The following is a 25982-nucleotide window of genomic DNA, read 5'->3' on the forward strand; positions in this document are numbered from 1 at the left end:
ACCGCAGACGTCCACACGGCGATGCAAACACGGAAGGGGGCCAACCATGGCGACGATTGTCGAGGAAATGGATCGTGCCGCGCCCGCCGAGCGCCCTGGCGGACGCCTGGCGGGCTATCACCATTGGCATGATCTGCTGTTCGTGCATTGGCGCGTCGAGCCAGACGTTGTAGCACCGCTGCTGCCGCGCGGCGTGACGCTCGACACGTTCGACGGTAGTGCCTGGGTCGGCCTGGTGCCGTTTTCGATTTCTGGCCTGCGGCCGTGGTGGTTTCCCGCACTGCCAGGCGTGAGCGCATTCAACGAAATCAACGTCCGCACCTACGTCCATTACCGCGGTCGCGATCCGGGCGTGTGGTTCTTCAGCCTCGACGCCACGAACTCTCTGGCTGTGCGCGTGGCTCGCTGGTGGTGGGGCTTGAACTATCACCGCACGGCGATGAACGTGCGCGTCACCGGCGCCGTGGCGCATTACGAAGCGGCCCGCCGCGGCGGCGGCCGCCGGGCCGGCGCACAACTCGTGGCCGAGATCGGCCCGCTCCTGGGCGCCGATGAACGCGACCGCCCGCTGCCGCCGGGCCGCACATTGCCGGGCACGCTCGAACATTTCTTGCTCGATCGCTACATCCTGTACTCGCAAGCCGGCGACGGGCCACTCTACCAAGGCATCGTGCACCACGCGCCGTACGTGATTCACGAGGCGAGCCTGCTGGCCTGTCGGCAAACGCTGCTTCCCGCCAACGGGATTTTCGGTGCCCCCCTGCCCTGCCACGCCGCGTATTGCCCCGGCGTCGAGGTGGAAGTGTTCCCGCTGCGTCGCGTGTGAAGCGGCGCGCGCAGGAGAACTGCAAAGCCTGCAGCCGGGGTCTGTGGCCGGAAGCCGCACGTGAAATCCCGGCCTCACAGAGGCCGGCTACAGAAGATACGCGCGCAGAATCTCGACTTTGCAGTTCTCCTGGCGGCGCGCGGCCGTGACGTAAGCTATTCCCCTCGCATCGACTAAGATGGAGCATTCGTCTGCTTCGTACTTTGTCGAGCTGACCTGCCTCGAATGCCCCCTCGCGCCGCTTACATTCACGTCCCGTTCTGCCGGCATCATTGCGGGTATTGCAATTTCACGGTCGTGGCCGGCCGCGATGATCTGATCGAGCAGTTCCTGGCCGCGATCGAGCGCGAGCTGTCCGTTCTAGAGACACCGCGCGCGGTCGACACGCTGTTTATAGGCGGCGGCACGCCGACGCATTTGCCGCCGCCGGCGCTGGGCAAACTACTGGCAATCATCCGTCGCTGGTTCGCGCTGGCGGGCGGAGGCGAATTCTCGGTCGAGGCCAACCCGGCTGATATCTCGCCTGAAATCGTCGGGGGCCTGGTCGAACATGGCGTAACCCGCGTCAGCCTCGGCGCGCAATCGTTCAACACCGACAAGCTAAAAGTGCTGGAACGCGACCACGGGCCCGACACCATTCGCGCCGCGGTCGAAGATCTGCGGGCGGCCAACGTACAAGTATCGCTCGATTTGATCTTCGCGGCTCCTGGTGAGACGCTCGCCGGCTGGCAAGATGATCTGGCTCAGGCCATGGCGCTCGCGCCGGACCACGTTTCGACCTACGGCTTGACGTTCGAACGCGGCACGACCTTTTGGGGCCGCCGCGCGCGAGGTGAATTGCGATCTGCCGACGAGGAGTTGGAACGCGACATGTACCTGACCGCCATCGATACGCTGACCGGAGCGGGCTTCGAACATTATGAAGTCTCGAACTTCGCCAGGCCCGGCCACCGCTGCCGGCACAACGAAGTCTATTGGGCGGGCGAAGAATATTACGCCGCGGGGCCGGGCGCGGCACGCTACGTCGGCGGCCGCCGCGAAATGAATCACCGCAGCACGACGACCTGGATCAAACGCGTGCTGGCCGGCGAGTCGCCGGTGGCCGAATCGGAAACGCTTTCACCCGAAGATCGGGCCCGTGAGGGGCTGGTGCTGGCTTTGCGCAGGCGCGAGGGAATCGCCCGCGACGAATTCGCCGCCCGCTTTGGCTATTCCATCGGTGCGCTCGGCGGCGCGTCGCTCACTGATTTTACGGCGCACGGATTGATCGAAGACGACGGCCGCACGTTGCGGCTTTCGCGCGCGGGGCTGCTCGTGAGCGACGCCCTGTGGTCGAAACTTTTGCGGCGCTGAAAAGTTTCTTCTGTGGCCGGCCTCTGCGAGGCCGGGATTGATCGTGCGGCTATCGCGGTCACAGGCCCCGGCTGTAGAGTCGCGATATCACGTCGTGGGAAACTAGCGTGTGTCGTATTGGCCGAGCGAAAGGTCCCCTCTCCCTCCGGGAGAGGATTAGGGTGAGGGACATTCGAGGTCGACGCTGATTGCCGAGCCCCTCACCCCGGCCGTCTCCCGGAGGGAGAGCGAGTTCGCAACGCGCGGGTTAGGAGCAGAAACAGAAATCCTGGACACGGATTCTGTCGGATGCACCACTCCCAATTGGCACCACACAACCTCAATGACGCCCCTCGCGCGCACACACTAACCACCCACCACCCAATATCAGGCGACTCGCTTTCTGCTGGTCGGGGTTGTACGATTGGGGCCAATCCGCCGCACTCACTCCCCTGCCCTTTCGATATCGAGCCGTCATGAAATACTTAAATCCCGGTCCCGTGGCAACGCTTGTTGCCTTGCTGCTTACAACGGCCGCGCTTGCGGCCGACCCAAGTGCCGAACGCTGGGGAAAGGCCATCGCGGCCTTCGAGGAACAGGACAAGCAATCAGCGCCGGCCCAGGAGGGAATCGTCTTTATCGGTAGCTCCTCGATCCGACTGTGGGACCTGAAAAAGGGGCTGCCTGATTTGCCGTGCGTGAATCGCGGCTTCGGCGGGTCGCACATGGCCGATTCGGCCTACTTTGCCGATCGCATCATCATCCCCTATCGGCCACGCGTTGTGGTCGTGTACGCCGGAGGAAACGACATTGCCGCGGGCAAATCGCCCGAGCAGGTAGCCGACGATTTTCAGGCGCTCGTGAAGAAAGTACACGTCGCCCTGCCCCAGACGAAGATCTACTTCGTGTCATTGTTTCCCACGGTTGCCAGACAAAAACTCGACGACAAGATGAAGCAGGTCAACACGCTGATCGAACAGTTCACCAAGTCCGATCCGCGCCTTGGCTATATCGACACGCGCACCCGTATGACAGCCGCCGATGGCGGGCCACGCCCCGAACTATTGCGCGCCGACAACCTGCACATGAACGACGCAGGCTATGCGATCTGGAACGAGATCGTGGGACCGATTGTCAACGCAGCTTACAAGGCCGCAGAGAAATGAAGTCCTCGCCTACGGCGTGGCGGCGAATTTCTGAATGCGGTGGTTGAACGCGTCGACGACGTACAGGCAGCCGTGGCTGTCGATGCCTATGCCGTGCGGGGCGTAGAACTGGCCGGACTTCGTTCCCTCCTCGCCGAAGCCAACCTGGTAGGCGCCATCGGCTGTGAAACGCTGGATGCGGCCGCCGATCGCGTTGACCCATAGTCGCCCCTTGGTGTCGAAGGCGAGGCCCGTCGGCCCCTGCATATTCTTTTGCTCGAAGGCGCCAAAGAACCCGCCGAATTTGCCCGGCGCAACCTCGTTATCACCCCAGGCGTCTAGGAACTTGCCGTTCGGGCTGAATTTCTGCACGCGGCCCAGCACGGCCTCGGTCGTGTAGACGTTCCCCTGCTCGTCGACGGCCACGAACGTGGGGCCGGCGAAGAATGCCTTCGGGTGGGGGTTGCCGCCGAATTCGCCGTGCTCGAATCCCTTGCGTCCCCATTTCGTAAGGAACTTTCCCTGCGTGTCGAAAACCTGAACACGGCGATTGCACTGGTCGGCGACGTAAACGCGGTCGTCGCGACTGATGGCCAGCCCGCCCGGCATGTCAAACTCGCCATCCCCCTGGCCGAATTTGCCCCATTCGCGCAGCGGCTCACCGGCCGTGGTGAAAACGGCAATCTTGTCGCGCTTCCGCGCTTCTTCATAACGCGAGGGCGGAATGCCGGCGTGCGCGATGTACAGGTTCTCTTCGCGGTCGAAGGCCATTCCGCCCGGGAAGGCTGAAACCGGGAACGCGGTCAGGAACTTGCCGTCGCTCGAGAACTTCTGCACGCGGGCGTTATAGAAATCGGTGACAAAAACTTCGTCGGCACGATTGATAGCGATGCCGATCGGAAAGTTGAACTCCCCCTCGCTAGCGCCTTGGCCGCCCCATTCGCACAAGAACTTCGGTGAATTCGGAGCTGGTTCCGCGGCCCGTGCTGTGATCGACGTGCATGCGATCACAAGAAGAAACAAACATGCCGCCGTCAGGGATGATAAGCAACACGAACGGAAACCGGCATTTCGCCGTGGCCTGGTCCGCGGGTCAGGCAAGCCCCGATGTCGCATGCTCCGCCGCGGCGAAATAGGCGCCGCCCTCGTCGCGTGTCAGCTACTCGCCGCTCGTATCGAGCACGGCTAGAAATGCCTTCTGTGGGATGTCGACGCTGCCCACCGATTTCATCCGCTTCTTTCCTTCGCGCTGCTTGGCCCACAACTTGCGCTTACGGGTAATATCACCGCCGTAGCACTTGGCGGTCACGTTTTTGCGCATCGCCGAAATCGTCTCCCGCGCGATGATCCGGCTGCCGATGGCGGCCTGAATCGCGACTTCGAACATATGCCGGTCGATCTCGCCGCGCAATTTCTTGACCACTGCCCTGCCCCGCCGGTCGGCATCTTTGCGATCGCAAATGATCGAGAGTGCGTCGACGCGGTTGCCGCCGACCAGGATATCCATTCTTACCAGGTCGGCCGGGTAATAACCCAATAGCTCGTAATCCATCGTGCCGTAGCCGCGCGTGCAGCTCTTCAGCTTGTCGTGCATATCGTAGATCACTTCGGCCAGCGGCAAGTCATAGACCAGCATCGCGCGGGTCGGCGACAGATATTCGGTGCGGACGTAAATGCCGCGGCGATCATTGCAGAGTTGCATGACCGGGCCGATGACTTCGCTGGGTAGCACGAAGCTGACGCGCACGATCGGCTGGCGAAACTCTTCGATCTCACCGGCATCGGGAACCTTTTGCGGGTTGTAGATCCGCAGGGTTTCGCCATTCTTCGTGAGGATCTCGTAGGTGACATTCGGCGCCGTTTGCACCAGGTCCAGATTCGCTTCCCCTTCGAGCCGCTGCTGCACGATCTCCATGTGCAACAGCCCCAGAAAGCCGCAACGAAATCCGAAGCCCAGCGCGTCGCTCGTCTCGGGCTCGAACTCGAAGCTGGGGTCGTTGATGCTCAGTTTCGTGAGTGCGTCGCGCAGCTCTTCGAAATCCTGCCCGTCCGACGGGTACAAGCCGCAAAAGACCATTCGCTTCGGTTCTTGATAACCGGGCAGCGCCGCGGCCATCGGCTCGGCGGCCGTGGTCACGGTGTCGCCGATGTGTACCTGATTGAGGGCCTTGATATTGCAGATCAAGTAGCCCACCTGACCGGCCTGCAACTCGTCGCACGAGCGGCGCTGCGGCACGAATTGGCCCAGCTCCAGCACCTCGTGGACGTAGCCCGTCTTGATGAAGCGGATCTTTTGCCCCTTGCGGACGGTGCCGTTCATCAAGCGGACGTAGGTGATGGCGCCGCGAAACTCGTCGTAGTGCGAGTCGAAGACCATCGCTTGCAGCGGCGCTTGCGGGTCACCGTCGGGGGGCGGAATGCGCTCGACGACGGCGGCCAACACCGCCTCGACCCCCTGCCCTGTCTTGCCGCTGGCCGGCAAAACCTCGGCCGCGTCGATGCCCAGCACGGTTTCCATCTCTTGCATGACATCGTCGGGCCGGGCGTTGATCAGGTCGATTTTGTTGAGCACTGGCACGATCGACAGATCGCTGGCCATGGCAGCCAAGGCATTGGCCACGGTTTGTGCTTCGACTCCCTGGCAAGCGTCCACCAGCAACAGCGCCCCCTCGCAGCAGGCCAGGCTGCGAGAGACCTCGTATTGGAAGTCGACGTGGCCCGGCGTGTCGATCAGGTTCAGTTCATACGTCTCGCCATTGTGACGAAAGCGCATCGCGACGGCGCGAGCCTTGATCGTGATGCCGCGTTGGCGCTCGAGCTCCATGTCGTCGAGCGTTTGCTCGCGCAGCTCGCGCTTGGCGACGGTACCCGTCACCTCCAGCAATCGATCGGCAAGCGTACTCTTGCCGTGATCGATGTGGGCGATGATCGAAAAGTTGCGGATGTGTTTACAGTCGAGCTTTGCCAACGTGGCCATCCCTGTTCATCCCTGAACGATTGTGTGTATTGGTGCTTGTCGATGAAGCGAATCGCGGCCGGCGTATCGCCAATCGTCGAGGAACTGCCCTCTCATGCCGTCATGTCCGAGCGCCGCGCAAGTGCTCCTGCCGCGCGACGCCCGCGGCGCCGATGAATCCAGCATCCCCTCCCAGCGAGGCGAAGTCGATCGTGGTCTTTTCGGCGAGGACGGGAAACGCGCGGCGGCGAACTTCGGCCCGCACGGTTTCCAGAAAGCTCTTGCCCAAGGGACGATCGTGGCCGCCAAAAGTCATCGCCCCGCCCAGCACGACTCCGTTGGGGTCGATCGTGTGCAATAAATTGACCACACCCACGGCCAGGTAGCGGGCCGTCTCCAGGACAAGTTCCAGGGCCAGCTCGTCGCCGGCCTCGGCCGCCTCGGCCAGTGCGAGCGGTGTCATCGGTTCATTGCCCAGCGCGTTCAGGGAACTAGTGCGTCCTTCGCCGAGCGCCTCGTTCACGCGGCGGACCACTCCCTTGGCGCTGCAAAAAGCTTCCAGATGGCCGCGCTGGCCGCACGAGCAGATCGGCGCGTCCGGCCGGCAATCGATAATGATGTGTCCGCATTCAGCGCCGTGGCTGTGCTCTCCGCGCAATACGAGATTGTCCACGACAATGCCACAACCGATGCCGGTGCCCAAAGTGAACATGACCATGCTGCGCAGTGTGCGACCACTGCCCACCCAGAACTCTCCGTAAGCGGCGGCGTTCGCGTCGTTTTCGAAACTGACCGGCAGGTTGGCATGCGCCGACAATCGATCGCGGATCGGAAAATCGGTCCAGCCCGCCAGGTTCGGCGGATCCAAAAGCAGACCCGCCGGAATATCCATGGTCCCCGGTGAACCGAGGCCGACGCGCGCCACCTGGTCGCGTCGCGCCCCGGCCTTGGCGATCGCTTCATGAACCGCGGCCCCCATCCGCCGGGCGCCATCCTCGGGTCCTTTTTCGGCCTCGGTCGCGACGCTAAGCCACGATAGCGGCCGACCAAGGTCATCGACCACGCCAACCTTAATGCTGGTTCCCCCTAAATCCACCCCCACGAACAGAGGCGCCTGAGCCTGGTCAACCGGAATGAACTTGGACTGGGACATTGGGAGAAGCGAGGCGACCAGGTAAGACCGGTCGGACAGGCGACCAGCCGGGATCGGCGGGGAGTGGCGTCACGGCAGGCTCGGCCGAAAGAAGTATAGGTTTTGCCCCGCAGGGTGGCAATCGCAGGTGCTCCCCAGTGCCGATGCAAACGGTGCGCCAGGTAAAAACACCATCCCGCGGCAACGCGGAAACCATGCGACGAATCGCGCGAAAATGCCGCAGCTAGGCACTATTGCCTTCGTTTGTTAGGCTCTTGGCAGTCGTCGGGCGCAGGGGGGCGCTCGCCAAGGCGACAGGAGCTGCGCACGGATGGTGAAGCAGAAAAGACGATCCGGTCGATCTGCCGCAGCTTGCCCCTTCTCATCGATAGCTTCGATCACGGCCGCGCTGCCTCCCTCGCTCTCTTTTCGCGGGCAAGCGATCAGAGCGTTTTCAATTCTGGGTTTTCGCACGCTCGTCGCTGCTGACGGCCAGGCGTGTTTTTCCATCGTTTGCCAGAGGGTTTGGTCATGAGATTCTCGTCCAGTGCAACGCACCGACATCGCTCGACCCGTCGCCTCGCAGCGCTACTGCGATTCTTTGCCTGCCTGGCGCTCTTGGCGAGCAACGTGGCCGGCGCCGAGGCGACCGGTCCTTCGACGGATCCCGCGCAGCTGGCCGGCAAAGTGTTGATCTATCGCGACGGCTACGGCACGCCGCACATCGACGGCGCCAACGACGCCGCCACCGTCTTCGGCTTTGCCTACGCCCAGGCGGAGGACTTCTTCTGGCAGATCGAGGACACATACATCCTGGCTCTCGGGCGCTATGCCGAGGTGCTTGGTCCCAAGGGGCTGAATTCCGACTTGCTCAACCACGCGTTTGAAATCGTGCCGCGGTCGCTCGCCGAGTACGACCAGCTCGAGCCCGACGTGAAAATGATCTGCGAATCGTTCGTTGCCGGCTTGAATTACTACCTGGCCACGCATCCCGAGGTAAAACCGCGGCTGATCACGAAATTCGAGCCGTGGCACGTGTTGGCTTTTGGCCGGCATCTGACGCTGGAAATGTGCTTTCGCTACACGCGGCTGACGAATAACTTCATGCCGCGCACAGCGCCCTCGATCTCGGCGGCCGTCGGCTCGAACGCCTGGGCGATTGCTCCCAGCCGCACCAAGAACGGCCACGCCATGTTGATGGCCAATCCGCACCAGCCGTGGTTCGGATTCGGCCAGTTGCTCGAGGCGCATTTGCGCAGCGGTGACGGCTGGAATTTCAGCGGTGCAACGTTCTACGGCAGCCCGCTACCGACGATTGGCCACAACGAGCATGCCGGCTGGAGCTTCACGGTCAACGAACCCGACATCGCCGACGTGTGGCGCGAGACGTTCGACGATCCGCAAGACCCGCTCAAGTACCGCTACGGCGACGGCTATCGGCGCGCCACCGAATGGCAGGAAACCTTGCGCGTACGGCAAGGGACGACGCTCAAAGACAAGACCTACATTTTCCGCAAGACGCATCACGGGCCGGTGGTGGCCAAGGAAGGAAAGATTCAACTCACCGCGCAAATCGGCAAGCTGTACGACGCCATGCTCTTGCGGCAGATGAGCATGTTGATGCGGGCCAAGAACGTGCAGGATTTCCGCCGCGGCATGGGGACCCTGAATTTCCCGATCATGAACGCGATTTACGCCGATCGGCACGGGGACATCTTTTACCTGTACAACGGCATCGTTCCGCGGCGCGACCCGCAATTCCATTGGAGCCAGCCGGTCGACGGCAGCGATCCGCGCACCGATTGGCAAGGCTATCACACGATCGACGATCTGCCGCAGGTGTTGAATCCGAAATCGGGCTTCGTGCAAAACTGCAACTCCAGCCCCTTCACCGTGACCGACGAAGGAAACGCTTCGCTTGGCGATTTCCCGATCTATCTCGCCGAAGATCAGAACGACGATAAGCGGCGCGCCAAGATATCGCGGCAATTGCTACGCAGCATGCACGACGTAACGCTCGGCGACCTGGAGCGCGCCGCCTTTGATACCACGCTGTACTGGGCGCAGGTCGAGCTGCCCCGCTACGAGCGAGCCCTGGAACAACTGAAAACCACGGATCCACAAATCGCCGAACGCGTGGCGCCGTATCTGGCGCACCTGCTGGACTGGGATTACCGCGTGACGCTCGAATCGACGCAGGCCCCGTTGTGCGTCGAGTGGTACGAAGAGCTGTACGGCGGCAACTATCCCGGCGAAACGCTGAAGCCCGCCTATCGGGGAAACGTGGCGCTGCAGTTGACGGCGCTCGTGCAAGCGGCTTCGAAGCTGCAGACAACGTACGGCAATTGGAAAGTCGCCTACGGTGATATCTATCGCATTCAACGGCACGCCAACGTCGCCGAGCTGATCGATATTCCCTTCGACGACGCGCTCCCCAGCCTGCCGTGCATCGGTTCGCACGGGCCGATGGGCGTGGTCTTCACGCAATACTACACGCCCACGATCCAGATCCCCTTCGTCAAGTCGCTCAAGAAGCACTACGGCGTCGTGGGATTGACGTACCTGGGCGTGTTCGAGTTCGGCGACAAGATCACGGGCGGCACGCTGGTGCAGTTTGGCGCCAGCGGCGATCCGAACTCGCCCCACTATTTCGACCAGGCAAAGCTCTTGAGCGAATGCAAAACGAAGCCGCACCTGTTCTACTGGGACGACGTAAAGGCGGCTTGCCGGCGCCCCTATCATCCCGGCGAGTCGGCAACCGAAACGGCCCGCAAGCCGAAATAACATCTGCGCGCGTTGAGCGGCGCTTCCGCAGCAGCGCCCTTACAACGGCCGGCGCGGAAGTTGTCGCGGGTAGGGCAGCGGAGCACTCGGCGGCAGCGGTCCCGAGCCCGATTCCTTCCAGCCGCGGCGATCCTCTTCGCTCGCGTAATAACGCAGCCATACCTCGGGATCACCGCCGGCATCGGCGCAGTCCCAGTGCAGATAATTGTCCGCCCGGTCCAGCTTCTTCTCAGGCGATGGCAGGATGTCGCGGTAGATCAGGCAATAAAGCTGCCGATCGGATAAGTGATCCGTAAAGTCCAGCACGATCCGCTTGTCGTACAACCTTTGGATCGTGTCCCACAACAGGTCGTGCAACTGCTCGTCGGTGAGGGTGTCGGGGCGAGGCAGCTCGAGCTTCGGCTCGAACCACTCGCAAATCGGCAACACCGGTGCCCGCTCCCAGGCCAGCATGCTGGCCAGGTATTCGTTCTCGACGCGCGTCGGCAGCTCACCGACGTTGAGCTGACTGATCGAGTCGTCGAGAAACGGTTCCAGCTCATCGCGCAGCTGTGCATTGCGCAACAGGTGTTCGACGTCGTCCGGTCGTGAAAGGGGGACTTCGGCCATAGTGTGGATGACCCAGCCTGCGCTCTAGAGATGCTGATCGCGTGCCTTGAACTTTGAATTTAACAGCTCTTGCAAAGCGATCAAGAGATTCGCTCGCTTGCGTGCAGCGTTCGCGCGACTCGTGGGGCGAATGCACCACTACGACCGTAACAGCGAGGCCGCGCAACCCGCACGATCGGCAAAGTCGCCGAAAAAAACGCCCGCTAGCAAAGAGCCATGTGTAAAGGGCTGACGTAGCGCCAGCCGACACTCGCGACGATTCGTGAAGCAGTCTCTCGTGCAGCCGCGCGGATCGCGTCCCGGAGTTGCTTTCCCACTCCCACGCCGCAGGTTTTACGCACGAGCGAGGGCGTAAGCTGCTTCGCCCGCGACTGCGGCGGCGTGGACGCCTTATCGGCAGGCAGGCGCGGCACCGGCCGGCGCGCTCGATTCGGCCAACAGACCTTGCTGAATGCGATCGTAGATCTCGCCGCGGTGGACCGCGACCTCGCCCGGAGCGGCAACGCCGATGCGCACCCGATTGCGGCTGAGCTGAACCACGGTAATCGTTACCGTTTCGCCAATCCGAATGGCTTCCCCGGATTTTCTCGTCAGCACGAGCATGGTCTCCTCCCTTCAAGACTTTGACAGGGACCACCGGCGCGGTCTTGCGCCGTCGGGGGCACGATAGCGGGCCTGGATGAGCCGATCGTGAGCCCGCGGCGAGTATTTGGTGAAAGCTAGCGGGTGCCCTCCAGGGCCCGGGAAAAACAGCACCTGGCGCGCCGGAAACCGCGAAATAGTTGCCAGTCGGGGGAGGGGCGGGTAGCCTACGGTTTAGTCCGCCGTCCGTACCGAACCGTCTCCGCCCGCTCGGTACCCGCCTGGCCCGGAAGACACGGTTCCGGCCCCTACCGAAACGCGCACACCCGTTGGCGGCCCTTGCCGCCCCCGCCTTCTTTATGAAAGGTTCTCGGCCATGACGTCTTCCAGCCGTCGTACGTTCTTGAAGCAATCCCTGGCTGCCGCGGCCGGCACGTCGGCCTTTGCCATCGCGGGCACGAAGGCCTCGGGGCGCGTGCTGGGCGCCAACGACACCATTCGCATCGCGATTGCGGGTCTCAACGGCCGCGGCCGCGAGCACGTCAAACAATTCTCGAACATGGAAAACGTCCAGATCACGTACCTCGTCGATCCGGACGAACGGGCCTTCGGCACGCGCATTCCCGGTTCACCCGTGCCGGCCGACACGATCAAAGACAAGACCGGCGTCACGCCCAAACTGGTCAAGGACATTCGCGAAGTCCTCGACGACCCGAACGTCGATGCCATCACGATCGCCACGCCCAATCATTGGCATTCGCTGATGACCATCTGGGCCTGCCAGGCGGGCAAGGACGTATACGTCGAAAAGCCGTGCAGCCACAACATTCACGAAGGGCGCATCGCGGTCGAAACGGCGCGCAAGCACAATCGCATCGTGCAGCATGGCACGCAAAGCCGCTCGAGCGCGGGCTGGGCCGGCGCCGTCGATTTCATCAAGAGCGGCGCCGCCGGCAAGCTCTTGGTATCCCGCGCTCTGTGCTACAAGGGGCGCGGCAGCATCAAGTTCCAACAGCCTTCGGATCCGCCGCCGCAGTTGGACTTCAACCTGTGGCTCGGTCCCGCCCCCGAGCAGCCGTACCACAAGAACCTCGTTCCCTACAACTGGCACTGGTTCTGGGACACCGGCAATGGCGACATCGGCAACCAGGGCGTGCACCAGATGGATATTGCTCGGTGGGGCATCCCGGGCGCCACGCTGCCCAAGAGCGTGGTCAGCCTCGGCGGCCGTTTTGGCTATGAAGACCAGGGGCAAACGCCGAACTCGCAAATTGCAATTATGGATTTCGGCGGCCCGCAGTTGATCTTCGAGGTGCGCGGCCTGCGTACGCCCGACTACCACGGCGAAAAGATCGGCAACTTCTTCCACTGCGAAGGAGGCCTGGTCACCGAAGGCAAGTTCTACCCGAAGGGGAGCACCGAACCGGTCGCGATTGCCAGCGCCCCGCGTGGCCCGGGCGGCGGTCATTTCCAGAACTTCATCGCCGCCATGCGCAGCCGCAACCAGGCCGAGCTGAACGCCGACATTCTCGAAGGGCATTTTTCGAGCGCCCTGTGCCACCTGGCCAACATGTCGTACCGGCTGGGCGAAGAAGTCCCCTTCGTGCCGCGGACCAAGGCCTTCGGCGACAACGCCGAAGCGTACGAGACGCTCGGCCGCATGGAGGAGTACCTGGCCAAGACGAACTCAATCCCGCTCGAAGGCCTGAAGTACCGCCTGGGCCGGAAGCTCGACGTCGACGCGGCCAAGGAAACGATCACCAACAATTCCGACGCCGTAGCGATGCTGACCCGCAACTACCGCGCACCGTTCACGGTGCCGGACAAGGTGGCGTGAAGCTGCCTGCAGGCGCGACTCGGCCAATACGCACACCGGTAGGGGCCAGCGCGCGCCGCGGCAAAGGTCGCACGCTTTTGCTTGCCTGGATTGGCGGCTGGAACTATTTTGTTACTGAGAAATTGCGATTTCCAGGTCCACTACCTTAGGCCTTTTCAATCGCGCGTCTCAGGAACACGCCAGTGATCTCTTAGACCGGTAGCCAGCGCCGCACACGATTGCGACGTTGCGCATCCTCACCCGGCAAGCCGAGCGCAGTCCCGCGTCTGATACGCCTCGCGCTCACGCATCCCTTCACAAGGATGCCGTCCACATCTCGCATTCACCAATTATTTAATCTTAGGGGCACAAGCTAATGTATTGGCATCAACCACGACCGATTACAAATCTGCACGACTACTTCCGCACGAATGATCACTTAGGACAGACAGCAGCCTCGCTAAAGCCAGTCCGGCAAGTCGCTCTCATCCTAGCTGCCTCTCTGGCCGCTGCGCTCTTTTGTTCGTGGGCGCAAGCTCAACCACTGCCCCCGATTGTGGATGTTGAACTGGATATCTATCAGGACGTGGAACCTGACGGCAGCGTCGGTTATTCCATTCAATCCCACACGCTTGAAGCGACGCTCCAGGCGCCGGATGGCACTCAGTTCCCCGCGGAGCTATTCGCCCTTCTAGACCCATCGAAGTTTGTAACGGTCAGCCATCTATCTTTTGCCGACTTGCAGGCACGATTCATGGGCACGTGGACAATTGCCGATGCCAGCACACCCACGACCTTTACGCTGAACCCGTTTCCGCTCGACGCCATTTTTCATGAAGTTCCGGTGCTCATCTATCCCGCGCCGGGCTCGGTCGTCCCGAACTCCTTCAACGTCAAATGGGAATACCCCAGCGGGGCGCACCCGTCCGGGAACTTCATATCGGCGGGAGCCGCCCATGGCAACATTTCCTTATTACCGGCCGACTTTTATAAGATCACCGACGACATGCACGACACCGTTTCCCACGCCGCTTTGCAGCAGGACACGATCACGCTTCGGGGAGGCGGCTTGACGCGGTTAACGCCCTTTCTGAGTTCGACGACTGTCGTTGAGCCGGATGCGATTTACAACATCCACGCCAATTTTTTCAACGCCTCGGCGTACGAAACCGTAACCGTCCTGCCCGAACCGAGCACTTTTATCCTCGCCGGCGCCACGTTGGCATGCATGGGGATAGCAGGACTTTTGCGCCGCAAGCGCGGATAGGTTCTTCGATCGGCGCTGGGCGCAGTTGCCTGAAAAGAACGGCTTAGCGACTCTGCGCGAGGGGCAACGCTTCCGGCGATGTGACGTGTGCCGCCGTAGAAGGCGATTCGCCCTCCGGCAGATGGCACAGTCGCCGGTACAGCTGCAAATGCTGTTTCGCAACGTTGCGCCAGTCGAACTCTCTTGCAACGTGTCGCGCATGCCGGCCCATCGCGCGCACCGCTGAGTTATCGCTTAGCAGGGAGGCAAGCGCCCCGGCCAATGCTCGCGGAGATTCCGGCGGCACGAGTAAGCCCGTGCGCGCAGGCTCGATCAAGTCCGCCAGGCCGGCGATCATCGTGCCCACGACTGGTTTGCCGGCGGCAAAGCTTTCCAGCACCACCAGCGGAAACGCCTCCCAGTCGCGCGAGGGAATCACGACGAAACGAGCGTTTTGCAAGAGCCACACTTTCGTCGCGCCGGCGACCGCTCCCACGAAATGCACCCGATCCGCCAGGCCCAGCTCCGCGCATTGCGTCTCGAGCGTGGCGCGCTCGTCGCCGTCGCCGGCAATCACGAGCGTCGCATCCTCGCCCGCCGGAAGTTGGGCCAGAGCGTCGATCAGCACGTCGACCCCCTTGCGCCGATTCAATCGACCGAGAAACAGCATGTACTCATTCGCGCACACGCGCGCGTCCAAAGTCTCCGGCCGCTCGGCGGCTCGGGCAAAGGGCGCCAAGTGGACGCCGTTGGGAATCGCTTCGATGTTCGTCGCCGTCGGGCACAGCCGCTGGTAGCCGGCCGTGGTGAACTTGCTGATCGAGACCAGGGCGTCGGCCGCGGCCAGCCCGCGCGCGTAGCGCGCCGGAAAGCCGCGCTTGGCTAGCCGGCGCCCGTGCTCGTTCACATCGCCGCCATGACTCGTGATGACGATGGGCACGCCCAGGTCGTCTTTGCAGATCGCCGCCAGGTACGCGCACGGATAAATTGCGTGACAGTGCAAAACGTCGAAGCGATGGCGGCGCCACGCGCGGCGCAGAAAGGTCGTATACCAATCCACGAAATAACGCGTCGAGACAAAACGCGGGTGCCGCAGCACGGGATACGGAAGCTGCGCGTCGTGCGCCTTCACGCGGCGCCGTTTGGGCGGCGGCGCCAAAACGAGCGGCTCGTGCCCGAGCTCCAGATATTGTCGCGCCAGGGCATCGATCACCAGCTCCTGGCCGCCGACTTTCGGTAGCGCGGTTTCGGTATACAGGCAAATCCGCATCGCAAGTTGGCTCCGGGTTCGTGACCGCCCCTTGTGCCTGCAAGGTCCGGCCGATGCTCCCGATTCGAGCGCGCGAAAACCTCGCGGCGCCAGCATGGCGGGCCGGAATCATAACGGGCTAAGTGCTTTGACGGAACGGCAATCGGTGAGTGCCCCGCCTGATCCGCAAGCGCCGGGACGCGACGCGCAAAGATTGTTCCTGCTTCGCGGCGTTGTTAGAATTTCGTAGGTCCAACTTGTGTGGCAGCCGGCCGGCGAATCACCGCCGCCGCGCGACATCGGCCGCCAGCAAACTCCCGGTCGCGGCCACGCCGGACCGGAACCCCGCACGCATCCCGCCTCCGAGGTCCGCATGGCCCGTCCCGACACGCCCGGCCGGCGACGCAAGCTAGTGCAAGCGATGCTGCTCGCCTTGCTGCTCGGGTCGCTTTTGAGTCTGCGATTGCGGGCCGCTGACGAGCCAGCGTCCATACCGAACGCGGCGGCCGCGGTTCCGACCTTCGCGAAGGAAATCGCTCCGCTGCTCGTATCGCGCTGCCTCGGATGCCATGCCGGCGCCGACCCGGCGGGCGGACTAAACCTCACCAGCCGCGACCACGCACTGGCGGGCGGCGAAAGCGGCACGGCGATCGTCGCGGGCAAGCCTGAGGAGAGCCCGCTATTGGCTCGCGTGCGCGATGGCGAGATGCCTCCCGAGGACAAGGGACCACGTTTGACGGAGGGCGAGGTCGCGGCCTTGAAAACGTGGATCGCCGCGGGCGCGACCTGGCCCGACAATCGCGTCTTGAGTCCGTATGAATTCACCACCGAGAAGCGTGCCGGCCTGGATTGGTGGTCCTTGCAGCCGCTCGTGCGACCGGCGGTACCCAGCGCGCGGGGCGATTGGGGGCGGAATCCAATTGATGCTTTCGTCGACGAGCGCTTGGCAGCCGCGGGTCTAAAGCCCTCGCCACCGGCCGATCGGCGCACGCTGCTGCGGCGAGCAAAGTTCGATCTGTTGGGCCTGCCACCCACGCCCGAGGAAGTCGAGCAGTTCCTGGCCGACACGTCGGCGGACGCCTATGAGCAACTGATCGATCGTTTGCTGGCTTCGCCGCATTATGGCGAGCGCTGGGGACGCCACTGGTTGGACGTCGTGCGCTTTGGCGAAACCGACGGCTACGAGACCAACAAGCCGCGCCGCACGGCCTGGCCTTATCGCGACTACGTGATCGACGCACTCAATGAAGACAAGCCGTACGCGCAGTTTATTCTTGAGCAACTGGCGGGAGACCAGGTGGGCGCCGACGCCGCCACCGGCTTTCTGGTCGGCGGCACGCACGACGTCGTCGGGATCCAGAATATCGAGGGGCAGTTGCAGCAGCGGGCCAACGATCTCGACGATATTCTCAGCACGACGGCCACGACCTTCCTGGGTCTCACCGTCGGCTGTGCCCGCTGTCACGATCACAAGTTCGATCCGATCTCGCAGCGCGACTATTACTCGCTGCAAGCGATCTTCGCCGGCGTGCGCCATGGCGAGCGCGAGCTGAAGCCTGTCGACTACGAAGACCGGTTGCGCGACGAGCCGAACGTGCGTCGCGAGTTGGCCACCATCGAGCGGCGCTTGGCCGAGTTCGAGCCGCTCGCGCAAGTGGCGACTGCAACACCGCAACGTCCGCCGGTACACGCCACGGGCAATATCGATCGGTTCTCGCCCGTGCCAGCCCGGTTCGTGCGTTTCACCGTGCAGGCGACGAATAACCTCGAACCGTGCCTTGACGAGCTCGAGATTTACACGGCCGAGGCCAGTCCGCGCAACGTGGCCTTGGCCTCGGCGGGGGCCAAGACATCGGCCTCGGGCGTGTACTCCAATGGCACCTCGCCGCTGCACAAGCTCGAACACGTCAACGATGGACAATACGGCAACGGGCGTAGCTGGATTTCCTCCGAGAGCGGCGCCGGTTGGGTGATGGTCGAACTGGCGGAGCCGGTCGAGATCGCGCGCGTCGCCTGGGCACGCGATCGCGAAGGAAAGTACGCCGACCGGTTGCCCACGAAGTACAAGGTGGAAGTGGCCGTCGCCTCCGACCAGTGGCAAACCGTGGCCACGAGCGAGGATCGACGCCCCTACGCGGCCGATGCGAAACCGGAGTCGATTACCGCCGATACCGTTCCCACCGAGCGCGCCGAGGAATTCAAGACGCTTGTCGCCGACCGCGACAAGTGGCTCGCGCGGCTGCCAACCGCGGGCATGCGCAAAATCTATGCCGGCACGTTCGAAGAGCCGAAGGCGACCCATCGTCTGCACCGCGGCGACCCGATGCAGCCACGCGAAGAAGTAAGCCCGGGCGCAATCCGGGCAGTTGGTCAGTCGCTTGCGTTGGCGGCCGACGCGCCGGAGCGCGAGCGCCGGCTGGCGCTGGCACGGTGGCTAGGCGACGCGCAGAATCCGCTCGTGGCACGCGTGCTGGTGAACCGCTTGTGGCATTACCATTTTGGTCACGGGCTGGTGAGCACGCCCAGCAATTTCGGCTTTCATGGGGGCCGTCCGTCGCACCCTGCCCTGCTCGATTGGTTGGCGAGCGAGTTTCTCGCGCGCGGCGGCAGCCTGAAGGCGATGCACCGACTCATCATGCTTTCGGCCACTTATCGGCAAGCGGGCACAGCGAACGAACAAGCCGCGGGGATCGATGCCGATAATCGCCTCCTGTGGCGCTACCGACCGCGACGGCTCGAAGCGGAACCGATCCGCGACGCGATCCTGGCCGTGAGCGGGAAACTCGACCTGTCGCGCGGAGGGCCCGGCTACGACCCCTTCGAGCCTGACGATAGTTACGTACACATCTACATCGCGAAGCAATCGTTCGGCCCGGCTGAATGGCGTCGCATGGTGTATCAATTGAAGCCGCGCGTGTTGCAAGACGCGACGTTCGGAGTGTTCGATTGCCCCGACGCCAGCCAGGTCACGCCGCGCCGCAATCTGTCAACGACCGCCATGCAAGCGCTCAACTTGCTGAACAGTCCGTTCATGGTCGAACAAGCGCGCGAGTTCGCGGCGCGCGTCGCTGGCGAAGCCGGTGCCGATGCGCAAGCCCAGGCCCAGCGGGCGTTCCAGCTAGCCTTCGCGCGCGCGCCGGACCCCGCAGAGACGGCGCGTGCGGTGGCATTGATCGAAGGGCACGGCCTGCAAGCGCTTTGTCGCGCCCTCTACAACGCGAGCGAATTCCTTTACGTGGATTGATCGCTTATGCCGAACACAACTGACGCCACGCGATTGACCCACGCCGGCCGCGGCCTGCTCGATCGCCGCTCGTTTCTCGGCAGTGCCGCGGGCGGGCTGGGAGCGATCGCGCTTTCGAGCTTGTTCGAGCAGCACGGCTTGCTCGCGGCCACGAACGAGCGCAACGCGCTAGCCGCGCCGATCCGGGCCGACGCGCCCTTGGCCGCGCGACCGGCGCATGCTCCCGCCCGCGCCAAGCAAGTGCTGATGATCTTTTGCTCGGGAGCGTGCAGCCAGCTCGATACCTGGGACTACAAGCCCGAGCTGATCAAGCGCGACGGTCAGCCGCACCCCGGCCTCGACAAGCTGGTCACCTTCCAGGGTCCCTCGGGCAACTTGACCAAGAGCCCTTATGCGTTCCGCCCGCGCGGTCAGTCTGGCAAATACGTCTCGGACTTGTTGCCGAACCTAGCCGAGCAAGTCGACGACATGTGCTTCATCCACTCGATGACGGCCAAGAGCAACACGCACGGGCCGGGCGAAAACCAGATGAGCACCGGCTTCACGATCGAGGGTTTTCCCAGCATCGGCGCCTGGGTGAGCTACGCCCTGGGAAGCGAAAACGACAACCTGCCCGCCTTCGTGGCCATTCCCGATCCGCGCGGCGTGCCGCAGACGGGGCCGGCCAACTGGTCGAGCGGCTTTCTGCCGGCGGTGTTCCAGGGAACGAGCTTCACGGCCGATAAGCCGATCACGCATTTGGCGACCCCGCCCGGTCTGTCGGCGCGCGACGACGTCGCGTCGTGCGACTTTGCACGATTCTTGAACGATCGCCACCTGGCCCAGCACGCCGGCGACACCGAACTGGCCGCACGGATCGCCAGCTACGAACTCGCGGCCCGGCTACAGCTCAGCGCGCCCGAGGTGAGCGACCTGTCGCGCGAAAGCACGGCGACCGCCGAGATGTACGGCGTGAACGATGCCAACCCTTTTCTGGCCGGCTTTGCGCGCAATTGCTTGCTGGCCCGCCGGCTGCTGGAACGCGGCGTGCGGTTCGTGCAACTGTTCAACGGCTCGTACGCGATGGGCGAAGGGGTCGGCAACTGGGACGGTCACAAGCAGCTCAAAAGCGACTACGATCGCCACGGCCCGATCCTCGATCGACCGGCCGCGGCGCTGCTGCGCGATATGAAAGCTCGCGGCATGCTCGAAGACACCCTCGTCGTATGGACGACGGAATTTGGCCGGATGCCTATGTTCCAACAGGGCGCACAAGGGCGCGATCACAATCCCGATGGCTTCACGACGTGGCTGGCCGGCGCAGGCGTGAAGCGCGCCTACAGCCACGGTGCCACCGATGAATTTGGCCATCGGGCCGTCGACAAGCCAACGACGATTTATGATTTTCACGCCACGATCCTGCACCTGTTGGGCTTGGACCACACGCGGTTGACCTACACGCACAATGGGGCCGATCGCCGCCTGACCGATGTTCACGGCCACGTCATCAGCGACATCCTGGCCTGATCGCGAAGCCCATTTGCGGCGAAACCTATGACCGCTGCTACGATCGACGATTTTGCGATAGGCGCGGCGTTTCTTGCCGAGGCGCGCGACCGCCTGGCGGCGGCGCACGCGCTACTGCAACATTGCGCCGCCCAACTGAACGATGAGCAAATCTGGTGGCGCCCCCGTGACAGTCAAAACAGCATCGGCAACCTGCTATTGCACATTACGGGCAACCTTCACGAACGAATCGTGAGCCTCGTTGGCGGTGAGTCGAGCCGGCGAAACCGTCCACAGGAATTCGCCGAACGCGGACCGATCCCGCGCAACGAGCTTCTCGAGCGACTACGACAAGTTGTCGCCCAGTGCGATGGCATCCTTGTCAATTTGTCGCCGGGGCGTTTGCTCGAACCGCGCTCCTACGAGGGCATCAATCAACGCTTCGACTTAAACGTGCTCGGGGTCATCCTTCACACGCTCCTGCACATGACCGGCCACACCCAGGAAATCGTCTTCATGACACGATCCATCCTGGGGGATAACTATAGGTTTTCGAATCCCGCCGCTAAATGACGGCTTTGGCGACCGCTGCCAAACATTAATCCCGTCGCTGCTTAGTGTTTTTCAATAGGCAAAGTCAGCACGGTTTGCGACTTTCATTAAGTCCGGCCGGCCCCTTAAGTCTCGCTTTGCGTTTCCCCTCTCGGTCGGGCATACTAACGTGGGGTACGGAGGGTGGCACGCTCAGGGCCGGGGCATTCATGACGATTGCGTTTACGTGTCCAAATTGCCTGACCGACCTGCGCTTGCAGGACCGGCACGCGGGCGAATGCGTCAAGTGCCCGCGTTGCCACGGCTTGATGGTCGTTCCGGACGTGGACGAATCGGCGACAGGCGACGACATGGCGCCTGCCGCATCTCAGCAGTCTGCTGCGGCGCAGCCTCCATTCGACGATTGGCAGGCCCATTTGCGCCCCACGCGCGGCGCCGCCACCGAGACGCCGGGGCAGAAGCCTCGGCAGCCAGAGACCACGCCCGAGGGGCGCGTGAAATTCTTCTGCGGCAGTTGCGGCACCAAAATGAGTGCCGCGATTGCGTCCGCAGGCCGGCTCGTGACCTGCCCCTCTTGCCACACCCAGCAACGCATTCCGGCCGGGCAGCAGCGGTATGCCGATACGGCGAGCGCTCGGCTGGATCAAACGCCGCCCCACTCCCTCGACCGGCGTGCGCTCGGCGGCAGCTCCGATAGCTTGATCGACGCGCTCGACAACGTCGACCTGGCCGAAGCCAGGGCACCCGCCGCTTCGCCTTTTCTCACCGGCCAAACGAATGTCGCATCGCGCCGGAACCGTCCGCCTCACTGGCTCTTGACCTGGTCAACCGCTCTGGTGGCGGCGGGCACGCTTTTGGGGCTGCTGCTCGTCTGGGTTGCGATGTCGGCGCCCGCACTTTATCGCGATCACGTTCGTCCTTATTTCGACAAGCACCTTGCGCCAGCGATCGGCGGTGACCGGGGGCGAGAAATGATGCGGCTTGCCGAAGAGCTGATCGAGGAAACCGAAAAGTTAACGCAGACACTGCGCCAAGTTCACGACGTAGAGTCGGCGCGAGCGCAGATGCCTGCCTATATCGAACTTTTGCTCCATGCCACCGACTTGGAGCAAAAGTTCACCGAGCTGCACGACCAGGCTGCTGGCGCACTGCTTCCCCAAACATTCGCCGGCCTATCCGAACGAATGCGTCAGAAGGCAGCCGAGTTAAAGCAGGAATCAATGCGATGCGGGACGATTCCCGGTGTCCCTGCCATCATAGCTAATGCCCTGGCGGAAGTTTTGACCCGCGACCGGACCGGAAAACTTGGCGAGGCGCTCAAGAAGACGGCCGACGGCCGCGCGCTCTTGGCCGCCGTGGAACAATCAAAACAGCTCGGCCCACAAAACGCGCCGCCGGCGCCCGTGGCACCGCCGCAACCGGTCGCGCCGGTCGAGCAACACGGCGCCGCGCCCGTGCCGCGCGCTTCGGACATTAGCTCAGCGCCGAGCGCGTTGCCTCAGGCGCTCCCGCCGCAAGAACCCGCTGCGACGCTCAGCGGCGAGGCGGGCAATACGCCGGAGAACCGGGCGTCGCACGATTCCAGGGCCTTCCAGCACGTCGCGCTACTCAATCACCTGGCGTCGCTGCAGAGCCAGTTACTCGACCGCTCGCGCTTGATCGTCGACGCCGAGTCGCTACAGAAAAAGGGTTCCAGTTGGACCACGATGGCGCGAATGTGGCAAGGACGTGAAGCCGAGGTCCAGAACCTGGCCGGGCAGGAATTCGTCGGCGAGCAGGCCAATCGCTACCTGCAAGCCAAGGAAACGACCGACCGCCAGCGCGCGCAGCTGGCAGCCGAGTTCAATCGACTCGACAAGCTCGGACTCTTGGCAAAACTGAACGCACAGCTCGTGAAACACGGCGGGACCGCCGTCGGTTCGGGCAGCATGGCAACCGACGGCGAGAACGGTGTCAGGAAGCCGTCCAAGCGCGCCTCGCCCCGAGCGCTAAAACGTGTGACGCCGCAGTGACGTGCAGACTGTGACTGCTTGCCGCGCCAGTTACTTAAAAGATTGCCGGCAGCCTTACACGCCATCGATCGGCGTCTCAATACTCCTTATCCGCTCCGCCTCTTTTCCATTTGCGCTTGGAACTCTCGCCGTCTTCTGACGGTGGTGCGCGGTATTCCGGAATCTCGACGACCAGAATCTCGATCGTCAGCGGCTCGAGCTTTTCCAACTCGCGGCGATCGGTTGATTTGCCGTCGTCGTTTTCTTCCTCCTCAGGCGCGGCATCCTCATGTCGCGTGAACATCACATCCACGGTGCGATCCTGCCCGTGCTCGACCCCCTGCCCCATCCAGTCCATCCAGCGTCCGTACGGCCGCGGGCGGCTGGTGACGCCCTTGAGCTGCTTCAAATAGTGAGTATTCAGTTTGTAAAGGCTGGCCGTGTCTTCCATGCGCACGTAATGCACCGCCAACGGCGCCACGTCCAGCGCGCGCAGCCGCTTGGGCAAGTCGTCGGGCCAGCACATGTGATATTCGGCGACGATGTGCGCTCCTTCGTGAAGTTCGAGCGGGAACCTGCCCGCACGGCTCGCCACGCTCACCTCGGCATCGGCGTTTGATGCTGTGGACGTTTTGCCGGCCACACTCGCGGTTGCTGGCTTACTCGCGCTTGAGCGGTGAATCAGATGCTCGTGGCCGACCCCCGCCTGCGCCGCCGCGTAGAAGCGACTGTTGAGAATTTTCACGAAATCCTCGGTGGCCTTCATCCAGGCATAGCGGGCTTTTTCCTCCTTTTCCGACCACTTCTCCTTGCCCCCTGCTCCTTTCTGCTTGCGGTCAGCGTTTTGCTTACCACGCTTGGTGCGCGGTTGCTGCTTGGGAGGTTCTTCCTTGCGCGGGATGCGCTTTACCAGCACCAAGGCTCCGGGGTCATGAATCAGGTCGCCAAACGTGGCGCCGAGTTTGGTTGCCTCGGGACCGTCGCCCCAGCATTCTTGGTTCAATTCGCCCAAAGCCGTACGCATGGCAGTCTGAGGAATCGAGACGGCCAATTGCAGGCCGTCGGTGAAGTCGGCATAATCTTCGGCGTCCTCGGCGGATTTGCTCAATCTGTCCACGACGTCCTCGCTCCATATCCCATTGATCACCGCGCGCAGCGTGGCACTTTCCGCCGAATCGTTCGCTCCGGCACCGGCGTCACTCGTCGCGGCACCGGCCGAGGACGAGCCGCCAGAGCTCAAGCCCAGCAATTGGTCGACCGCCGCGGCACTCATCCCCACGAAGCGACGCTCCAGCTCTTGGCGCGAACTATCGTCGAGCTTCGTGCTGTTGAACAGCTTGGCCTGCGCCGGAAGATTGCTGGGCTGCGGCTTCATGATCAAGGCCATCACTGCCGCGCGCTGGTCGGCCGAGGCCGCCTTGCGCAAGGCTGCGTCGGCCAGTGCCGCGCGCACCTCGCTCGAGGCCGTCTCGTCGATCGCTGCGAGCAATTGCGCCTGCAAGGCCGGATCCGCCGCGCCCCCGGGCCGCAGGAGCGAATTATTCACCGCCGCTGCCAGCAGCATGTCTTGCTCGTCCTTCGAGGGCTTGATCAGAATCGCCCGCGCCGCCAGGCCGGTCACGGCCACGTCGGGAAGAGCCGTTTTCAATTCGCCCAGCAAAAGTCGCTTCAAGGCTCCGCGCGCCGTCGCCGTGTGATTGCCGCCGAGCGACGTAATAATGGCCGCGACGACGGCATCTTCCGTCACAGGCGGCAAAGACTGCGGAATTGCCCCAGCAGCCTGCATGCGCGCGATGGCCGCGCGGACCTGCGGATCGTTGGGATCAACGGTCGAGCCGTCGGGCAACTTGATCTTTCCGTCCGGCGTCAAAGGCACACCCGGTGGCAAACCTGGCGGAGCCGCGCCGGCTGCCGGTGCCGCAGGAGCCGCTGCGGGAGTGGCCGCCGGCGCTGCGGCATCTGCCGGGGGTGTCGGGATCGCCGCGGCGGGTGTTCCCGCGCCCGCCGGCGCCTTCAGCAACTCGACCAGCAAACGAGCCGCGTTTTCGCTGCTCGATTTCGACGGCCCTAGATGTGCCACGGCCGCGACCAGGCGCGGATCGTTTTCGGCGCGGGCATGGCGGTAGTCGTCCGGCTTCCAACTGCCGAGATTGTTGCTGCGGCCGCCCGCTCCCACAGTCCTGCCCGACAGACCAGGAATCGATTGCAGCGCTTGCTGAGGAACGGCCGCCATGATGTTCCCCGCGGGGCTCGGATTGCCCCCCGCCATCGGCGCCGCGGCACCGCTGGGATTGGCGGGCGTCGCGCCGCCGGCGGGCGAGGTGGACGCCGCAGTTGTTTGAGGACTGCCACCGCCAGGAGGCGCAGGCCCGGTAGCCGTTGGGGCAGCCGCGCCTGCACTGGGCGCTGCAGCTGGAGTGCTGGCAGGAGTCGGCGTTGTAGGAACCGCGGGCGGGGCGGCCGCTGGAGCGGGGGCGGGAGCCGCTGGCGCTGCCGTTGGCGACGTCGCCTTCGAATCGCCTCCCCCACAGCCGGCAATCGCGAACAAGCCACAGACCGCTGTGCAGCAAACTGCCGCATACCGCCGCGCCGCCGATCCTGGCAGCACAAGCGCAAAATCCCACGTGGCCATCAAAGCATCCTTCGTGCAAATGAGGCGTCTGTTCCGCGTTTGACCCGGCGAGCCAAGTTCCCCGTTTTCCCAAGCGAGGCGGTTCGCGCGAGCTTCCGTAAAGTCAGTATGGCAGAAGCCTTGGCAAAAGGCCATGAATCGCCGCAGCGCCAAAAGTGGCGCACAGACCCTCGCACGAGACCGGAAATCGCGGGCATCGCAACCGCGGGAACTCCGAGGGGGCGGCAGCGAAGACTTCGGCCGGAAATCGCGAGCGAGGCGAAGCTTTGCCCGCAACCAGTCTGACATTGACCCTATCCGCTGTTCCACTAAAATGTTGCGCTCTTTGAGGTTATTGTTTCTCGGTGGGGGTCAACCACAATCAGTTTCCCTGCGCCGTGACAGGCTGCACGCGTTACGCC

The 25982-nt window shown here is 63.3% G+C and carries 17 protein-coding genes; 10 read left to right on the top strand and 7 right to left on the bottom strand.

From position 1 onward, the window contains the following. Window positions 1-46: 46 nt before the first annotated feature. The 3 genes from VHD36_16210 (at window position 47) to VHD36_16220 (ending at window position 3324) form a co-directional block, all read left to right on the top strand. A complete protein-coding gene (locus VHD36_16210; protein HVU88868.1) occupies window positions 47-826 on the top strand; it encodes a DUF2071 domain-containing protein in 780 nt (259 codons plus the stop codon). A 225-nt stretch (window positions 827-1051) separates the two neighbouring features. After that, window positions 1052-2179, top strand: coding sequence for a radical SAM family heme chaperone HemW (hemW, locus tag VHD36_16215; GenBank protein HVU88869.1), 1128 nt, complete (start codon window positions 1052-1054; stop codon window positions 2177-2179). A gap of 455 nt (window positions 2180-2634) precedes the next feature. Beyond that, window positions 2635-3324 carry an SGNH/GDSL hydrolase family protein gene (locus tag VHD36_16220; protein ID HVU88870.1) on the top strand — a complete coding sequence of 230 codons (690 nt, stop codon included), beginning with the start codon at window positions 2635-2637 and terminating at the stop codon, window positions 3322-3324. A gap of 9 nt (window positions 3325-3333) precedes the next feature. Here VHD36_16220 and VHD36_16225 read toward each other — a convergent pair whose 3' ends face one another. The 3 genes from VHD36_16225 to VHD36_16235 form a co-directional block, all read right to left on the bottom strand. Beyond that, window positions 3334-4326, bottom strand: a complete 993-nt coding sequence (locus VHD36_16225; protein ID HVU88871.1) for a hypothetical protein — start codon at window positions 4324-4326, stop codon at window positions 3334-3336. Between the two features lie 136 nt (window positions 4327-4462). Then, the gene (gene lepA / locus VHD36_16230; protein HVU88872.1) at window positions 4463-6280 is read right to left on the bottom strand and encodes a translation elongation factor 4; all 1818 of its coding nucleotides are present in this window, start codon (window positions 6278-6280) and stop codon (window positions 4463-4465) included. A gap of 100 nt (window positions 6281-6380) precedes the next feature. Further along, a complete protein-coding gene (locus tag VHD36_16235; GenBank protein HVU88873.1) occupies window positions 6381-7412 on the bottom strand; it encodes an ROK family protein in 1032 nt (343 codons plus the stop codon). Between the two features lie 510 nt (window positions 7413-7922). Between VHD36_16235 and VHD36_16240 the strand changes: the two genes are divergently transcribed. Beyond that, window positions 7923-10175, top strand: a complete 2253-nt coding sequence (locus VHD36_16240; protein HVU88874.1) for a penicillin acylase family protein — start codon at window positions 7923-7925, stop codon at window positions 10173-10175. Window positions 10176-10214: 39 nt separating this feature from the next. On the opposite strand, the gene VHD36_16245 is transcribed toward VHD36_16240, so the two are convergent. Both VHD36_16245 and csrA read right to left on the bottom strand, forming a co-directional pair. Then, entirely contained in the window at window positions 10215-10784 is a 570-nt protein-coding gene (locus VHD36_16245; protein ID HVU88875.1) for a hypothetical protein, read from the bottom strand. Window positions 10785-11174: 390 nt separating this feature from the next. Continuing rightward, complete coding sequence (csrA, locus tag VHD36_16250; GenBank protein ID HVU88876.1) at window positions 11175-11387, bottom strand: carbon storage regulator CsrA; 213 nt, start codon at window positions 11385-11387, stop codon at window positions 11175-11177. A 355-nt stretch (window positions 11388-11742) separates the two neighbouring features. Between csrA and VHD36_16255 the strand changes: the two genes are divergently transcribed. Next, a complete protein-coding gene (locus VHD36_16255; protein ID HVU88877.1) occupies window positions 11743-13203 on the top strand; it encodes a Gfo/Idh/MocA family oxidoreductase in 1461 nt (486 codons plus the stop codon). A 355-nt stretch (window positions 13204-13558) separates the two neighbouring features. Next, a complete protein-coding gene (locus tag VHD36_16260; protein ID HVU88878.1) occupies window positions 13559-14449 on the top strand; it encodes a hypothetical protein in 891 nt (296 codons plus the stop codon). 43 nt (window positions 14450-14492) lie between these two features. On the opposite strand, the gene VHD36_16265 is transcribed toward VHD36_16260, so the two are convergent. Next, window positions 14493-15698, bottom strand: a complete 1206-nt coding sequence (locus VHD36_16265) for a glycosyltransferase family 4 protein (protein ID HVU88879.1) — start codon at window positions 15696-15698, stop codon at window positions 14493-14495. Window positions 15699-16050: 352 nt separating this feature from the next. Between VHD36_16265 and VHD36_16270 the strand changes: the two genes are divergently transcribed. The 4 genes from VHD36_16270 to VHD36_16285 all read left to right on the top strand — a co-directional run bounded on the left by VHD36_16270 (window position 16051) and on the right by VHD36_16285 (window position 22970). Beyond that, entirely contained in the window at window positions 16051-18921 is a 2871-nt protein-coding gene (locus VHD36_16270; GenBank protein HVU88880.1) for a DUF1553 domain-containing protein, read from the top strand. Between the two features lie 6 nt (window positions 18922-18927). Then, window positions 18928-20427 carry a DUF1501 domain-containing protein gene (locus VHD36_16275; protein ID HVU88881.1) on the top strand — a complete coding sequence of 500 codons (1500 nt, stop codon included), beginning with the start codon at window positions 18928-18930 and terminating at the stop codon, window positions 20425-20427. A gap of 27 nt (window positions 20428-20454) precedes the next feature. After that, on the top strand, window positions 20455-20979 hold the full coding sequence (locus tag VHD36_16280) for a DUF1572 family protein (protein HVU88882.1): 525 nt from the start codon (window positions 20455-20457) through the stop codon (window positions 20977-20979). A 188-nt stretch (window positions 20980-21167) separates the two neighbouring features. Continuing rightward, complete coding sequence (locus VHD36_16285; GenBank protein HVU88883.1) at window positions 21168-22970, top strand: zf-TFIIB domain-containing protein; 1803 nt, start codon at window positions 21168-21170, stop codon at window positions 22968-22970. A 76-nt stretch (window positions 22971-23046) separates the two neighbouring features. Here the strand turns inward: VHD36_16285 and VHD36_16290 are convergent, their stop codons facing one another. Beyond that, on the bottom strand, window positions 23047-25182 hold the full coding sequence (locus tag VHD36_16290) for a hypothetical protein (GenBank protein ID HVU88884.1): 2136 nt from the start codon (window positions 25180-25182) through the stop codon (window positions 23047-23049). Window positions 25183-25982 lie beyond the last annotated feature (800 nt).

The organism is Pirellulales bacterium (genome assembly GCA_035546535.1).
Classification (GTDB): domain Bacteria; phylum Planctomycetota; class Planctomycetia; order Pirellulales; family JACPPG01; genus JACPPG01.

Bases quoted from the DNA above. Each gene is read 5' to 3' on its own strand.
- VHD36_16290 (HVU88884.1), bottom strand. From the start codon at position 25,182: ATGGCGGCCGTTCCTCAGCAAGCGCTGCAATCGATTCCTGGTCTGTCG.
- VHD36_16280 (HVU88882.1), top strand. From the start codon at position 20,455: ATGACCGCTGCTACGATCGACGATTTTGCGATAGGCGCGGCGTTTCTT.
- VHD36_16210 (HVU88868.1), top strand. From the start codon at position 47: ATGGCGACGATTGTCGAGGAAATGGATCGTGCCGCGCCCGCCGAGCGC.
- VHD36_16285 (HVU88883.1), top strand. From the start codon at position 21,168: ATGACGATTGCGTTTACGTGTCCAAATTGCCTGACCGACCTGCGCTTG.
- lepA (HVU88872.1), bottom strand. From the start codon at position 6,280: ATGGCCACGTTGGCAAAGCTCGACTGTAAACACATCCGCAACTTTTCG.
- VHD36_16240 (HVU88874.1), top strand. From the start codon at position 7,923: ATGAGATTCTCGTCCAGTGCAACGCACCGACATCGCTCGACCCGTCGC.
- VHD36_16260 (HVU88878.1), top strand. From the start codon at position 13,559: ATGTATTGGCATCAACCACGACCGATTACAAATCTGCACGACTACTTC.
- VHD36_16265 (HVU88879.1), bottom strand. From the start codon at position 15,698: ATGCGGATTTGCCTGTATACCGAAACCGCGCTACCGAAAGTCGGCGGC.
- csrA (HVU88876.1), bottom strand. From the start codon at position 11,387: ATGCTCGTGCTGACGAGAAAATCCGGGGAAGCCATTCGGATTGGCGAA.
- VHD36_16245 (HVU88875.1), bottom strand. From the start codon at position 10,784: ATGGCCGAAGTCCCCCTTTCACGACCGGACGACGTCGAACACCTGTTG.
- VHD36_16220 (HVU88870.1), top strand. From the start codon at position 2,635: ATGAAATACTTAAATCCCGGTCCCGTGGCAACGCTTGTTGCCTTGCTG.
- VHD36_16270 (HVU88880.1), top strand. From the start codon at position 16,051: ATGGCCCGTCCCGACACGCCCGGCCGGCGACGCAAGCTAGTGCAAGCG.
- VHD36_16275 (HVU88881.1), top strand. From the start codon at position 18,928: ATGCCGAACACAACTGACGCCACGCGATTGACCCACGCCGGCCGCGGC.
- hemW (HVU88869.1), top strand. From the start codon at position 1,052: ATGCCCCCTCGCGCCGCTTACATTCACGTCCCGTTCTGCCGGCATCAT.
- VHD36_16235 (HVU88873.1), bottom strand. From the start codon at position 7,412: ATGTCCCAGTCCAAGTTCATTCCGGTTGACCAGGCTCAGGCGCCTCTG.
- VHD36_16255 (HVU88877.1), top strand. From the start codon at position 11,743: ATGACGTCTTCCAGCCGTCGTACGTTCTTGAAGCAATCCCTGGCTGCC.